This window comes from Streptomyces sp. NPDC056987 (genome assembly GCF_042673865.1).
In the GTDB taxonomy this organism is placed as follows: Bacteria; Actinomycetota; Actinomycetes; order Streptomycetales; family Streptomycetaceae; genus Streptomyces.
The window spans coordinates 1-14,168 of the sequence record NZ_JBHURV010000004.1 but is presented as its reverse complement, the minus strand read 5'-3'; the positions used below and the strand labels follow the sequence as shown (position 1 = coordinate 14,168).

Sequence of the window (14,168 nt, the reverse complement as noted above, 5' to 3'; positions counted from 1 at the left end):
CGGAGCCTCGGACTTGGCGACTTCACCTCCTCCTCCCCCAGCGGCGAGATCCCCACTCCCCAAAACTTCCGGGGGTCTGAAAAGCGCCGGAGCACACCAGTGCATTCAACGAGTCATGGCTCGCGCCATTCCTCATAACCGAACATAGACCTCCCGGACGGGTGTCGGCACCCGCTACCGGCACGTACCTCTGTTCAGGTTTTTCCTGCCCTGTTCACCTGCAACGATGCACGGTCGCCGTCAGTTCCGATTTATTTCGAAAGACAGTGGCGGAGCGGCTACGACAGCGGCACTCACCGGTACGAATCCGGGAATGCCGGGGCCCATGGCGGCACGCAGTGCCCTCGCCCCTTCCGCGAGCGACGCACCGGTTGTCATGAGGTCGTCGACCAGTACCACCCGGCCGCCCTCCAGCAGCCGCGTACCCCCGACGGCGACCTCCAATGCCCCCGAAAGGTTCGCCTGTCTCTGCCGGGCGCCGAGGCCCGCCTGATCGGCGACCGGCCGGCGCTGCCGCAGCACCGGCAGGACCCGGCACTCGCGCCCCGTACGCCGCAGCTCTCCCGCGGCGGCCAGCGCGACCCTGCGGCCCGCGTCGTGCCCCCGCGCCCCGACCGCGCGCCGCGTGGACGGCACCGGCACGAGCAGCAGCGGCCCCACCCCCGTGCCGGGCGGCGCCGCTGCCCGCACAGCGCCCGCCAGGGCCTGCCCCAGCGGCGCGGCGAGCCCCAGCGCCCCGCGCTCCTTGTGGGCCAGCAGAACCGCCCGTACGGCGTCCTCGTAGGGAGCCGCGGCATGGACGGCCGGGAGCCCCGGCGGCTCCGGCACCGGCCGCACCCGGCACGGCCAGGTGCCGTACAGCGCCCGGCCGCACGGCTCGCACAAAGGAGTCCTGGGGCTTCCGCACCCGCCACAGGCGACCGGCAGCACCAGGCCGGTGATCTCCCGCCACCACGCCCGCATGAGACACACTGTGCCAACCTCGGAGGCACGGGACCACCCCTGTGGACAACTCGGTCCCGCAAACCCCGCAACCAGCCGTTTCCACCTCGTCGGCCGACCGTTTCCAGCCCCTCGCACGAGCCCGGCACGATCCGGACGAAAGACCCTGGACGTCAGCCCGGATAGACGGGCGACGACCCCACTTCGACCATCGTCTGCCAGTTCGCCCCCGTGGGCAGCCGTACGATCCCCGCGTCCTCGGAGTCGGCCACCACCGGCTGCTGGTCGTCGTCCGCGGCGGCGATCGCCGTCACCTGGTTGAGCCCGGGCAGCACGCTCGACGCCGAGGTCGACCCGTCGGTCTGCAGGTAGCGGACCTGCTGCACGCCTCCCTGCTCCTTGCCGACCACCACGAGCCTGCTCGGACCGGCCCAGGAGACCGCCGTGACCGTCTCCAGCTGCGGGGCCGCCGACTGGAGTTCCGCCACGGACACCACCGGATCGGCCCCGGCGCCGTGCCGCTCCACCCGGCCGATCTGCAGCGTGGTCCTGCCGTCCTTCGCCAGCAGCAGCGCGATCCGTACCCCGTCCGCCGACACCCGCAGCCCCTCGATGCGCGCGCCGCCCAGACCGTCGACCGTGACCGTCTGCGGCTCACCCGCACCGTCCGCGAACCGCAGCAGACGCGGCTGTGCCGGGTCCCGGTCGGCGACCCACAGATCACCGCGCCCGTCCCAGCTCGGCGCCGAGAGCCGGTGCCGGTCGTCCGGCCCCTTGCTGGTCAGCAGCGGGTCGCCCGGCTCGCTGTCCGCGAGGATCGACGACACGTACAACGACTGGGCGTCCTTCGTGACACCGGCCGCGTGCTTCTCGTCGCGCGCCACCCCGACCCAGCCCAGCTTCAGATCGCCCTTGCCCAGCGGCCCGATGACCTGCGACCGGTCCACGCTCTCGCCTCCGCCCGCCTGGAGCAGCGACAGCCGCCCCCGGTCGTCGACGTAGTACGGGTTGTCGGGCCGGCCGGTGGTGCGGTCCGGCGCGAACTCCTCCGCCTGGTCACCACTGAGCACACAGAGCGAGGAACCGTCGGCCAGCAGCTCGACCTGCCCCACCCGTGTCGCCGTGAGGTCCCGCAGCGTGAACAGCAGCTGCGCGGCCATCTTCCGGCACTGCGTGCGTCCTGCCTTGGCCGCCTTCTCGTTGAGCGGCACCTTCAGCGCGTTCCGGTCGTCGAACTCCAGCGACGTGGTGCCCTTCTGCAGCGCCGTACCGGTGGGGAACGGGGAGTCGACGACCCTCTTCAGCCAGTTCGTCGGCCCGTCGAGCAGCACTTTGACCGCCTGCGTGACCGGATCCATCCGGGTCGTGGGGTCTATGCGCTGCCGGATGTAGACCGGATCGGCGACCAGCCAGTTCTCCCCGGAGGCGAAGTAGTACTTGTTGACCGACCGGTAGTTGCGCTGGAAGTCCGACTCGCCGAGCACCAGCCCCTGCGGCAGACCGTCGATCCGCCACTCCTTGGTACCGCCGATGTTCTGCCGCACCAGGTGGATGCTGCCGTTGTACGCGGTGGGCTCCAGCGGCTGATAGGCGTGCGAGGAGTCCACGTCGGCGATCCGGTCGCCGTACAGCGGATAGGTCAGACCACCGCTCTCCGAGCCGGACGCCTCCTGCGGAACCGCGGGATCCGGCGCGGCGCGCAGCACCGTCGTACCGGCACCCGGCTGCCAGGAGCGGGACGCCGTCGGCGTCAGATACTTCCTGGCCATCGCGAAATCCGGATCGTCACTGGTCATCGCCTCCAGGAAACCGTCGACGATCTCGGCGGGCCCCGCCTTCTCGCGCGGCGGCACGGCGTACACCCGGACCTGGGACTCACCGGGCGGGGATGCCTTGACCGGCTCCACGTCCCCGCTGTCCGGGATCGACGCGCACCCGGCCAGCAGCACGGCGAGCACGCCGAACGCGGCCGGCGTCCGCACCCTCCCCAGTCCGAACCGACGGCGGTCAGCGCCCACGTATCGTGTCCTCCCGCTGCGGAGCCGACGGTGCGGATCCTTCGGATTCTTCGGTGGTCCGGGTACCGCTCTCAGGGGCCCGCTCCCCCGCGGGCCGTGACACCACCCGGGCGCCGCTGCCCGGCAGCGCCGCGGGATCCACCGCGGCGGTCGCCCGGAGCGGCGTGGGCGGCCCCGCCGCCTGGAGCGGTGGGCGGTCCACCCGCGGCTGTGTCGGCACGCTCGCCAGTCGGTGCGCGCTCTCCTTCAGCTCCTGTGCCCCGCCGCTCTCCCGGTTGCGCCGCGAGTCCTCGGGCTCCAGCGGTATGGGGGAGCCGCGCAGCGCCTCGTCGGCCGTACGCGGCAGCGTCAGCCGGAACTGCGAGCCCCCGCCGGGCTCGCCCCACGCCTGGAGCCAGCCGCCGTGCAGCCGCGCGTCCTCGACGGCGATCGACAGCCCGAGCCCGGTGCCGCCCGTGGTCCGGGCACGGGCCGGGTCCGCCCGCCAGAAACGGTTGAACACGCGGGTCGCCTCGCCCGGCTTGAGCCCCACCCCGTAGTCGCGCACCGCGACCGCGACGGCACCGCCCGCCGCCCCGAGCCGTACGACGACATCGCGGCCCTCGCCGTGCTCGACGGCGTTGACGACCAGATTGCGCAGCACCCGCTCCACCCGGCGGGCGTCCGCCTCGGCGACCACGGGCTGCTCGTCCCCGAGCACCCGGATCCGGGTGCCCTTGCGCTCGGCCAGCGGCTCGGCGCCGCCGATCACCCGGCGTACCACCTCGCGCAGGTCTATCGGCTCGGCTTCCAGGGCCGCCGCGCCCGCGTCGAAGCGGCTGATCTCCAGCAGGTCGGAGAGCAGCGACTCGAAGCGGTCGAGCTGGTCCCCGAGCAGTTCGGCGGAGCGCGCGGTCACCGGATCGAAGTCGGCGCGCGCCTCGTGGATGACGTCGGCGGCCATCCGTACGGTCGTCAGCGGGGTGCGCAGTTCGTGCGAGACGTCGGAGACGAAGCGCCGCTGCATCCGGGAGAGTTCCTCCAGCTGCTGGATCTTGAGCTGGAGATTCTGCGCCATCTTGTTGAAGGCCTCACCGAGCCGGGCGATGTCGTCCTCGCCGGTGACCTTCATACGTTCCTGGAGCCGGCCCGTGGAGAGCCGCTCGGCGATCCCCGCGGCCATCCGTACGGGGGTCACGACCTGCCGCACCACCAGCCAGGCGATGGCGCCCAGCAGGACGACCACGAAGAGCCCGGCCGTGGCGAGCGTGCCCTTGACCAGATTGAGGGACTGCTCCTCCTGCGTCAGCGGGAAGAGGTAATACAGCTCGTACGCGTTGCCGTTGGCGTCGTTCAGCCGCTTGCCGACGATCAGCCCCGGCTCCGGATCCCGGTCCTCGGTGGCCCGGGTGTACCGGATCTGCGCGTACGTCTCGTACGTCCCGGTGCCCTGCGCGACCGCGGTCCGCAGATCGGCGGGAACACTGGAGAAGTCGACCCCGCCGGAGACCCGGGGCGCCCGGCTGGTGGACGCCGCGTCCTGGCCGTCGGGGCTCAGCGCGACCACGTTGAAGGCCCCGGGACCGCCACTGGCGAGCTGTTCGACCAGGTCCGACCGCCAGTTGACGGAGTTCCGGCCCGACCGGCCGCTCTCCCCGTCGCCGTCCCGGCCGCCGAGCGCCGCCGGGGAGTCTGCCTTCTCCTTGGCCACGGTGAAGCCGCCGGCCGCCTGGCTCTGCGCGGCCTTCTCCTTGGCTTCGAGCAGCCCGTTGCGGACCTGCCCGATGACCACGAACCCGAGCAGCAGCACCACACCCAGCGACATCAGCAGCGTCGCCGCGACGACCCGGAGCTGGATGTTGCGCCGCCACAGCCGCACGGCGGGCAGCAGCGGACGCCGCACCCAGCGCACCAGCAGCCGCAGCACGGGACCGCCCGGCGAGCCGTCCTGGAGCAGCCGGCCGCTCTGGAACAGCCGGCTCACCCCCGCGAAGGCACGCCCGGGCCCGGCAGCCCGCCCCGCACGGACTCCCGGCTCACCGGGCTTCGGAGCAGCGCTGCCGCCGGACATGTCAGCTCGGCCCTGCCTTGTAACCGACACCACGGACGGTCACCACGATCTCCGGACGCTCGGGATCCTGCTCGACCTTGGAGCGCAGCCGCTGCACATGCACATTCACCAACCGGGTGTCCGCGGCATGCCGATAACCCCACACCTGTTCGAGAAGTACTTCCCGGGTGAACACCTGCCACGGCTTACGGGCCAGCGCGACCAGCAGATCGAACTCCAGCGGGGTCAGGGCGATCGACTGCCCGTCCCGCTTCACGGAGTGCCCCGCCACATCGATGACCAGGTCACCGATGGTCAACTGCTCCGGCGCCGGCTCCTCCGACCTGCGCAGCCGCGCCCGGATGCGGGCCACCAGCTCCTTGGGCTTGAACGGCTTGACGATGTAGTCGTCGGCCCCCGACTCCAGCCCCACCACCACATCGACCGTGTCGCTCTTGGCCGTGAGCATGACGATGGGCACCCCGGACTCGGCCCTGATGAGCCGGCACACCTCGATACCGTCCCGTCCGGGCAGCATGAGGTCGAGCAGCACCAGATCCGGCTTGGCCTCCCGGAAGGCCGCGAGTGCCTTGTCACCGTCCGCTACGAACGACGGCTCGAAACCTTCACCACGCAGCACAATCCCGAGCATCTCGGCCAGTGCGGTGTCGTCATCGACGACAAGGACGCGTCCCTTCATATCGACATCATCCCATTTTCATTTCCGTTGCGTAGACACGCGTGACCTGTCTCACTGACCGGCGCCGACGTGCGCCGATGCCTCTGTGTGACCGTCGCCGTCCCTCGACGCTGATGTCAAGCATTGATGTCAAACCCATTGCGGTGGACCCGAGCCCTGGCCGACCGCCACGACATCCCCCACCCGCATCCCGCCTCCCATCGCCCCCACACGGTAGTGGAGCGGACGACGATTCCCGGACGGTCCGTCCACTCCCTCAGGAGCCTGCCGTGTTGCGCCACCCCGTGAGGTCCACGCCGACGAACCGCCTCGGGGAATCCTTCGGCGCGAAACCCATGCCCTTCAAAATCGACGCGGTGCAACAGGAGTTGGCGCGGCAGCCGACCGTCCGGACGGCGAGGAACGCGATCCGGCCGAGCCCCAAGATGTCGGTCGCCACCGTGCAACCCGTCCCCGCCGACCGCCCGGGCGCCATGAAGGCCTACGCCCTCGCCCGCCAGGCCCTGGCGCACAGCTCCTCGATCCCCTCCCCCGTCACCGGGGACAGCGCACCGCGTTCGGTGACGATCGCCGTCACCAGTTCCGGAGGGGTGACATCGAAGGCCGGGTTGAACGCCTGGGTTCCCAGCGGGGCCACCGGCATCCCACCACCGCTCTCCACCCCCGCCACCACCACCTGCGGGGCTGTGACCTCCGTCACCTCCTGCCCGGGCCGCTGCTCGACCTCTATCGACGCCCCGTCCGCCGTCTCCAGATCGATCGTCGTCGTGGGAGCGACCACGATGAACGGGACATGGTGGTACTTGGCGAGCACGGCGAGCGGATAGCTCCCCACCTTGTTCGCCACCGAACCGTCGGCGGCGATCCGGTCCGCCCCGATCAGCACGGCGTCCACCTCCCCCGCGGCGAAGAGCGAACCCGCCGCGTTGTCCGTCAGCAGCGTGTACGCCATCCCGTTGCGCGCCGCCTCGTACGCCGTCAGCCGCGCCCCCTGGAGGAGCGGACGGGTCTCGTCCACCCACAGACGTCGCAACCGACCCGCACGGTGGGCCGACCGGACCACCGCGAACGCGGTGCCCTCCCCACCCGAGACGAGCGCCCCGGTGTTGCAGTGGGTCAGGATCCGGTGACCGCCACCCGGCAACAGCTCATCGAGAAGCGCGAGCCCGAACGCCGCCATCTCCGCACTGGCCTGCGCGTCCTCCCGGTGCAGCAGCTTCGCCTCGGTGAGCGCGGCAGCCGCCGCCTCCATCGGATCCGCCCCCCGGTCGACCGCCGCACGGTACGCGTCACGGGCCCGGCGCACCCCGTACCCCAGATTCACCGCGGTGGGCCGCGCCCCCGCCAACTGCTCCGCCGCGTCCTCGACGTCAAAACCGCGCGCCGCCGCCAGCGCCACCCCGTACGCACCCGCGATCCCCAGCAGCGGCGCGCCCCGGACCGCCAGCGTCCTGATCGCCACCACCAGCGCCGGCACATCCGTACAGACCAGCTCCGCCTCCTCGACCGGCAGCCGCGTCTGGTCCAGGAGGACCAGTACGGGCCCTTCGGGCGGCTCGTCCCAACGGAGGGAAGGGAGCATCGGCGGCTCCGCGCCGACCGAGGTGTGTGCGTACTGATCAGCCATCCGCCCAGTCTGCCCGCTGCGGCACACACTATGAAGGCAGGAACGGAAGCGATAAGGAGACACAGCCCCCGGTCCGTCCTGACGCGACGCGTGGCACGATGGCTGCCAGGCCCTGTTTCCCGGAACTCCGTGGGACCGGAACTCCCGGCACGGCACCACGCCACCGCCGATCCACGGAGATCCGGGAAACAGGACCCAGGTCGTGTCCGGCGGATCTTCACAGGCCCGCGACGCCCCGCACCGCAACCCGCAGGGGTGCCGGTGTCACCCCGGTACCCCAGGTCCGTCGACGACACCGGTCCGCCACCACGCGGCGCACGCCACCGGCGGCGGCTCCCGCCACCGGTGCGGCGGACGGAGTCCGGGCCGCGCAGCTCCACCGGACCCGACCTGGCCCGCCGCCCCGCTCCGCGGACGGGCACCGTCGAAGCGCCGACTCGCCGAGCCGGCCTCTCAACCAATCCACGAGGTGGACGACCGTGAACGACACTCCGGGCTGGGCCTCGCCCGGATCCGCCCCGTCCGACGGCCAGGACACCACGGTGCCACGGCCCGCAGCGCCCGCCGACGACACCGGCTCCACCTCGAAGTGGTCCACGGCCCAGCCACCGGCCGGACAGTGGTCCCCGCCGAGCGCCCCCGACCCCGGCCCCGCCGCCCCCGGACCCACGCGGGGCTGGGGCGGCCCGCCCCCGGGCGGCGGCCCCGGCTGGGGCAGACCGCCGGCCGCCAAACCAGGCGTCATCCCGCTCCGCCCGCTCAGCGTCGGCGAAATCCTCGACGGCGCCGTATCGACCCTGCGCGCCCACTGGCGCACGGTACTGAGCGTCAGCCTCGCCGTCTCCGTGGTCTCCCAGATCGGCGACATCCTCCTCCGGCGTTACCTGCTGCCCGAACCGGTCGTGCTCGACCCGAACGCGACCCCGTCGGAACTCCTCAGCCAGACCACCGAATCGGCGCAGTCGCAGCTCGCCGCTGACATTCCCTCGCTCGCCATCATGGTGATCTGCACACTCTTCACCACCGCGATACTCACCGTGGTGATCAGCCGCTCCGTGCTGGGCCGTCCCGTCACCCTCGCGGACGCCTGGCAAGAGGCCCGCCCCCGCCTCCCCAAGCTGCTCGGCTTCACTCTGCTGCTGCCGCTCATGAGCGCCCTCGTACTGGTCGTCGGCATGCTGCCCGGCCTGCTGATCGGATCCACTGCCGGAGCCGCGCTCTCCCTGCTCGGCGCGATGGCGGCCTTCGTCGTCGTCATCTGGCTGATGGTCCGCTTCAGCCTCACCTCCCCCGCGCTGATGCTGGAACGCCGCGGAATCATCCCGTCGATGCGCCGCTCCGCCAAGCTCGTGTCGGGCGCCTGGTGGCGCACCTTCGGCATCCTGGCCCTGACTCTGCTCCTCTCCTTCCTGCTCTCGCTCGTCATCGCCATACCGTTCGCGATCATCGGCACGGCAGTGGACGGCGACGGCCTCACCGGCTGGCCCTTCCTCATCGTCACCGGCATCGGTGCCGTGATCGCCTCCACGATCACCTACCCGATCTCCGCCGGGGTGACGGTCCTCCTCTACGTGGACCAGCGCATCCGGCGCGAGGCCCTCGACCTCGAACTCGCACGCGCCGCGGGCGTACCGGGCTACGGCACCCAACAGCCGGGCCGAGACCTCGCCGGGAGCTGATGCGGTGTCCATCGTGGGGGGAACGACGACACACCCGCTGATACGCACGAGCAGCAACCTGCCGGTGGACACCTCCCGCATCCCCGCCCGCGAGGCGGCGGAGCGGGAGCTGTCCAAGCCGATGTACCACGAGAACGACCCCAACCTGCTGGAACGCGCCCTCGACCGCATCAGGCAGTGGATCGGCTCACTCCTCGACGCCGCCTCCGGCGCCGCGCCCGGCGGACCGCTCGGACTCGTCGTGATCATCCTCGTCGTCGTGACGCTCTGCGCCGCCCTGTGGTGGCGGCTGGGCGCCCCCGGCCGTACGGCCGCCACCACGGGCACCCTCTTCGACGACGGCCCCCGCAGCGCCGCGGAACACCGCACCACGGCGGAGACACACGCGGCGGCCCACCGCTGGACGGAGGCCGTCCAGGAACGGATGCGCGCCATCGTCCGCTCCCTGGAGGAACGGGCCCTGCTCGACCCCCGCCCCGGCCGCACCGCCGACGAAGCTGCATCCGAAGCGGGGGGCGCGCTCCCGGACCACGCCGCCCGACTGCGCACCGCCGCCCGGGAGTTCGACGACGTCACATACGGGGGCCGCACCGCCGACGAACGGGCATATCTGCGGCTGCGCGACCTCGACACCGACCTCGAACGGACAAAGCCGCACCTGAGCACCGTCACCGGAGGAACAGCCGAGTGACCACCACCAGCAGCCCCACCTCGCTCGCCCCCAGCACCCGCCAGCTCTGGACACGCGGCCGCGGGCTCCTCCTCGCCCTCCTCGTCCTCCTGACGGCGGGCATCACCATGGCCGCCCTGCGCTCCGGCGACCAGCACGGCCGCCTCGACCCGCGCTCCGCGGACCGGTACGGCAGCCGCGCCACCGCGGAGCTGCTCAAGGACCGCGGGGTCTCCGTCACCGTCCACACCACACTGCGCGAGGCCACGGCCGCCGCCGGCCCCGACACCACCCTGCTGGTCACCAACCCCGACCTGCTGACACTTACCCAGCAGCACACCCTGCGCGCCCGGACCACCGCTGCGGGCGGCCGCACCGTCCTGCTCGGCCCGGGCCCGCACTCCCTCGGCGTCCTGGCACCCGGAGTCCGTACGAACACCCCCGCACCGGTCGCGGCACACGCCCCCCGGTGCTCGCTGCCCGCCGCCGTCCGCGCGGGCACCGTCGACACCGGCGGGCAGCGGTACGAGACGGACACACCCGGCACCGACTCCTGCTACCCGAGCGACGGCGCGCCGACCCTCCTCAGGCTCCCGGACCCGATGACCGGCTCCACGGGCATGGCGTCCACCGACACCACGGCCGGCGACACCGTCCTGCTCGGATCCCCCGACATCCTGTACAACGACCGCCTCGACCAGCAGGGCAACGCCTCGCTGGCTCTTCAACTCCTCGGCTCCCGGCCTCATCTCGTCTGGTACCTCCCTTCCCTCAGTGACGATTCCGCCTCCGGTGCCGACGGTGGCGAGGACAACGCCGGCACGACCTTCCTCGAACTGATCCCTTCCGGCTGGCTCTGGGGCGCCTTCCAGCTCTTCCTTGCCGCGCTGCTCGCCGCCGTCTGGCGCGCCCGCAGGCTCGGTCCGCTCGTGACCGAACACCTCCCCGTAGCCATCCGCGCCTCCGAGTCCACCGAGGGACGCGCCGGCCTCTACCGCAAGGCGAACGCGCGCGACCATGCCGCGTCAACTCTGCGCGCGGCCACCCGTGACCGCCTCGCCCCCCTTCTCGGCGTCCCTCCCACCAAGACGCACAGCGCCGACACACTGATCCCCGCGGTCTCCGCCCGTCTCCCGGACACGGACCACGACCCGGCCGCCCTCCTCTTCGGCCCGGCCCCGCGCAGCGACGCCGCTCTCATCCGCCTGGCGGACCAACTCGACGCCCTCGAAAGAGAGGTACGCACCTCATGAGTGCCCCGACCGCACAGAACGCCGGGTCCCCCGGGCCCGCCGGGAACACGGAGAACGCCCGCGCGGCCCTGGAAGCCCTGCGCGCCGAGATAGCGAAGGCAGTGGTCGGCCAGGACCCCGCCGTCACCGGTCTCGTAGTAGCTCTGCTCTGCCGCGGCCACGTCCTCCTCGAAGGAGTCCCCGGCGTCGCGAAGACCCTGCTCGTCCGGGCCCTCGCCGCCTCCCTCGAACTCGACACGAAGCGCGTTCAGTTCACCCCCGACCTGATGCCGAGCGACATCACCGGCTCACTCGTCTACGACTCCCGCACCTCGGAGTTCTCCTTTCAACCCGGCCCGGTCTTCACGCATCTGCTGCTGGCTGACGAGATCAACCGCACCCCGCCCAAGACCCAGTCGTCCCTCCTGGAAGCCATGGAGGAACGCCAGGTCACAGTCGACGGTGTCGCACGCCCGCTGCCCGACCCGTTCCTGGTCGCCGCGACCCAGAACCCGGTCGAGTACGAGGGCACCTACCCTCTGCCCGAAGCCCAGCTCGACCGCTTCCTGCTCAAACTGACGGTTCCGCTGCCCTCACGGGACGACGAGATCAACGTGCTGACCCGCCATGCGGAAGGCTTCGATCCACGCGATCTCCAGGCCGCGGGGGTGCGGCCCGTCGCGGGACCCGCCGACCTGGCAGCGGCGCGCGACGCGGTCGCCAAGACGTCTGTCTCACCCGAGATCGCGGGCTATGTCGTCGATATCTGCCGTACCACGCGTGAATCCCCCTCGCTCTCCCTCGGCGTCTCCCCACGAGGAGCCACCGCCCTGCTCTCCACCGCCCGTGCCTGGGCCTGGCTCACCGGCCGTGACTACGTCATCCCCGACGACGTAAAGGCCCTGGCTCTTCCCACACTGCGCCATCGCGTCCAACTCCGGCCCGAAGCAGAGATGGAGGGAGTCACTGCCGACTCCGTCATTACCGCGATCCTCGCCCATGTCCCCGTACCCCGATGAGGCGGTAAAACCGTGGCCCTCACCGGACGGAGCGCTCTCCTCGCGGCTCTCGGCTCGCTCCCCGTCGGTGTCTTCGCCCCCAGCTGGGCGGGGATACTCGCCGTCAATGCGCCGCTCTCGATCGCCATTCTGTGCGACTACGCGCTGGCGACGCCAGTGCGAACGCTCCAATTCACTCGAAGCGGTGATACCTCGGTTCGACTCGGCGAGAGCGCCGAGGTCCATCTGACCGTCACCAACTCCTCCCGGCGCCGCCTGCGCGCCCAGCTCCGCGACGCCTGGCCGCCCAGCAGCTGGCCCGCGGGAGCCGACCAGTCGAGCTCACGGCACGCGACGACCGTCCCACCGGGCGAACGCCGCCGGCTCACCACCCTCCTCCGCCCCACTCGACGCGGCGACCGGCACACGGAACGAGTGACCGTGCGCTCGTTCGGGCCACTGGGTCTGGCCTCGCGCCAGGGCAGCCACAGCGTCCCCTGGACCGTGCGCGTGCTTCCGCCCTTCACCAGCCGGAAGCACCTCCCGTCCAGACTCGCGCGGCTGCGAGAGCTCGACGGCCGCACCAGCGTGCTGACCCGCGGCGAGGGCACCGAGTTCGACAGCCTCCGGGAGTACGTGACGGGCGACGACACCCGCTCCATCGACTGGCGGGCCACCGCGCGCCAGTCGACCGTCACCGTACGCACATGGCGCCCCGAACGGGACCGGCACCTCCTCATCGTCCTCGACACCGGCCGCACCTCGGCGGGCCGTGTCGGCGACGTTCCGCGCCTTGACGCAGCCATGGACGCCACGCTCCTCCTCACAGCCCTCGCCTCACGGGCGGGGGACCGAGTTGATCTCCTCGCCTACGACCGGCGCACACGCGCTCAGGTCCAGGGCCGTTCGTCAGGCGACGTCCTTCCGGCCATGGTGAACGCGCTGGCACCACTGGAACCGGAGCTGGTCGAAACAGACGCACGCGGTCTCAGCGCGGCAACATTGAAGAGCGCCCCGCGCCGCTCACTCATCGTCCTGCTCACGAGCCTCGACACGGCGCCCGTGGAGGAAGGCCTTCTCCCTGTCCTGCCGCAGCTCACCCGGCGCCACACCGTCATCGTCGCCTCGGTCGCCGATCCTCATATCGAGAAGATGAGCAGGGCACGCGGCACAGTGGACGCGGTGTACGAGGCCGCCGCCGGCGCCCAGGCGCAGGCCCAGAGACGACGTACGGCAGACCTGCTCCAGAGCAAGGGAGTCACGGTCGTGGATGCCACCCCCGAGAAACTGGCGCCGGCTCTGGCCGACGCATATCTCGCGCTCAAAACAACCGGACGCCTCTAAGAACTCGTCTTCGATAGATCAACGCCCACGACCGGCATCATGCCGCACGAACGTCACGTCACGTGAGACAACCTCTAAGCCTTGGTCGGTTCGGCCGACCTGGCGGCCTGCTCGATCTTCGCGCAGTAGGCCGCGCGGGCTTCCTCGTCGATCTGCTTCTCGTGTCCGGGGCGCAACCCGGTCCGGCCGTCGAGACCCTCGCGCAGGATATCTGCGTGCCCGGCATGCCGGATGGACTCGCCGAGGACATGGACCATAACTGCGAACAGGTTCGTGTCGGCATAGGGCTCCGGCCACCACGGCACGTGGCCGGGGGCGTCGAGGGCAAGCTCGTCGATCGTCACGTCCGAGTGTTCCCACGTGCGCCGATAGAACCCGATGATCTGATCGCGGGTCTCATCCTCGGTCGCCCACAGATCGCCGCCGTCGGAGTCCTGCCACCGGGGCAGCAGTTCCGGGGAAGTGCGGTCGAAGACCTCGCCGAAGTATCTGGCCTCGACGGTGGCCACGTGTTTGACCAGGCCGAGGAGGTTGGTCCCGGTCGCTGTCAAAGGTCGGCGGGCGTCGTACTCGGACAAGCCATCGAGTTTCCAGAGCAGCGCCTGGCGGTCCCGCCGCAGTCTCCCGTGCAGATTGCCTTTCGCGAATTCATCGATCATGCGGCATGAGCCTGCCATGGGCTGCTCGTGGTCTCAAGATCCCGTACGTGGCCCGCAAAGACTGGCAGAGCCGAAGCCCGGCCCTGAAAGCGCCCCGCCCCGTCGATACCGCCCCTGAATGACCCCTGAACGCAGGAATGCCCCGCACCATACGGTGCGGGGCATTCCCACAATAATTGTTCGGCGGCGTCCTACTCTCCCACAGGGTCCCCCCTGCAGTACCATCGGCGCTGTGAGGCTTAGCTTCCGGGTTCGGAATGTAACCGGGCG

12 protein-coding genes and 1 rRNA gene are annotated in these 14,168 nt (G+C 71.1%); 5 read left to right on the top strand and 8 right to left on the bottom strand.

Annotated features, from left to right (window positions below):
* Positions 1-240: 240 nt before the first annotated feature.
* From ACFTZC_RS06125 to mtnA, 6 genes are all read right to left on the bottom strand, one after another.
* Positions 241-963, bottom strand: coding sequence for a ComF family protein (locus ACFTZC_RS06125; RefSeq protein WP_382887310.1), 723 nt, complete (start codon positions 961-963; stop codon positions 241-243).
* Between the two features lie 152 nt (positions 964-1,115).
* A complete protein-coding gene (locus ACFTZC_RS06120) occupies positions 1,116-2,960 on the bottom strand; it encodes an LpqB family beta-propeller domain-containing protein (protein WP_382887308.1) in 1,845 nt (614 codons plus the stop codon).
* Positions 2,950-5,010, bottom strand: coding sequence for an MtrAB system histidine kinase MtrB (gene mtrB / locus ACFTZC_RS06115; protein WP_382887306.1), 2,061 nt, complete (start codon positions 5,008-5,010; stop codon positions 2,950-2,952). Before mtrB ends, ACFTZC_RS06120 begins: the two co-directional genes overlap by 11 nt.
* Before the next feature lies 1 nt (position 5,011).
* A complete protein-coding gene (mtrA, locus tag ACFTZC_RS06110; RefSeq protein ID WP_329826349.1) occupies positions 5,012-5,689 on the bottom strand; it encodes a two-component system response regulator MtrA in 678 nt (225 codons plus the stop codon).
* 256 nt (positions 5,690-5,945) lie between these two features.
* The gene (locus tag ACFTZC_RS06105) at positions 5,946-6,128 is read right to left on the bottom strand and encodes a hypothetical protein (RefSeq protein WP_382887303.1); all 183 of its coding nucleotides are present in this window, start codon (positions 6,126-6,128) and stop codon (positions 5,946-5,948) included.
* A gap of 42 nt (positions 6,129-6,170) precedes the next feature.
* A complete protein-coding gene (mtnA, locus tag ACFTZC_RS06100) occupies positions 6,171-7,316 on the bottom strand; it encodes an S-methyl-5-thioribose-1-phosphate isomerase (RefSeq protein ID WP_382887301.1) in 1,146 nt (381 codons plus the stop codon).
* 479 nt (positions 7,317-7,795) lie between these two features.
* Here mtnA and ACFTZC_RS06095 point away from each other — a divergent pair, with 479 nt between their 5' ends.
* From ACFTZC_RS06095 to ACFTZC_RS06075, 5 genes are read left to right on the top strand one after another with little or no spacing between them, the layout of a single operon-like run.
* On the top strand, positions 7,796-8,995 hold the full coding sequence (locus tag ACFTZC_RS06095) for a hypothetical protein (RefSeq protein WP_382887300.1): 1,200 nt from the start codon (positions 7,796-7,798) through the stop codon (positions 8,993-8,995).
* A gap of 4 nt (positions 8,996-8,999) precedes the next feature.
* Positions 9,000-9,686: a DUF4129 domain-containing protein gene (locus ACFTZC_RS06090; protein ID WP_382887298.1), complete on the top strand. Its 687-nt coding sequence runs from the start codon at positions 9,000-9,002 to the stop codon at positions 9,684-9,686.
* Positions 9,683-10,918 (top strand): DUF4350 domain-containing protein, encoded by a 1,236-nt coding sequence (locus tag ACFTZC_RS06085; protein WP_382887296.1) that lies wholly within the window; start codon positions 9,683-9,685, stop codon positions 10,916-10,918. Before ACFTZC_RS06090 ends, ACFTZC_RS06085 begins: the two co-directional genes overlap by 4 nt.
* On the top strand, positions 10,915-11,916 hold the full coding sequence (locus ACFTZC_RS06080; RefSeq protein ID WP_382887294.1) for an AAA family ATPase: 1,002 nt from the start codon (positions 10,915-10,917) through the stop codon (positions 11,914-11,916). The genes ACFTZC_RS06085 and ACFTZC_RS06080 overlap by 4 nt, the downstream gene beginning before the upstream one ends.
* A gap of 12 nt (positions 11,917-11,928) precedes the next feature.
* Positions 11,929-13,239 (top strand): DUF58 domain-containing protein, encoded by a 1,311-nt coding sequence (locus ACFTZC_RS06075; protein ID WP_382887292.1) that lies wholly within the window; start codon positions 11,929-11,931, stop codon positions 13,237-13,239.
* Between the two features lie 74 nt (positions 13,240-13,313).
* On the opposite strand, the gene ACFTZC_RS06070 is transcribed toward ACFTZC_RS06075, so the two are convergent.
* Positions 13,314-13,898 (bottom strand): DinB family protein, encoded by a 585-nt coding sequence (locus tag ACFTZC_RS06070; protein ID WP_382887291.1) that lies wholly within the window; start codon positions 13,896-13,898, stop codon positions 13,314-13,316.
* 178 nt (positions 13,899-14,076) lie between these two features.
* Positions 14,077-14,168: ribosomal RNA gene (gene rrf, locus ACFTZC_RS06065) — 5S ribosomal RNA — on the bottom strand; the annotation flags it as partial.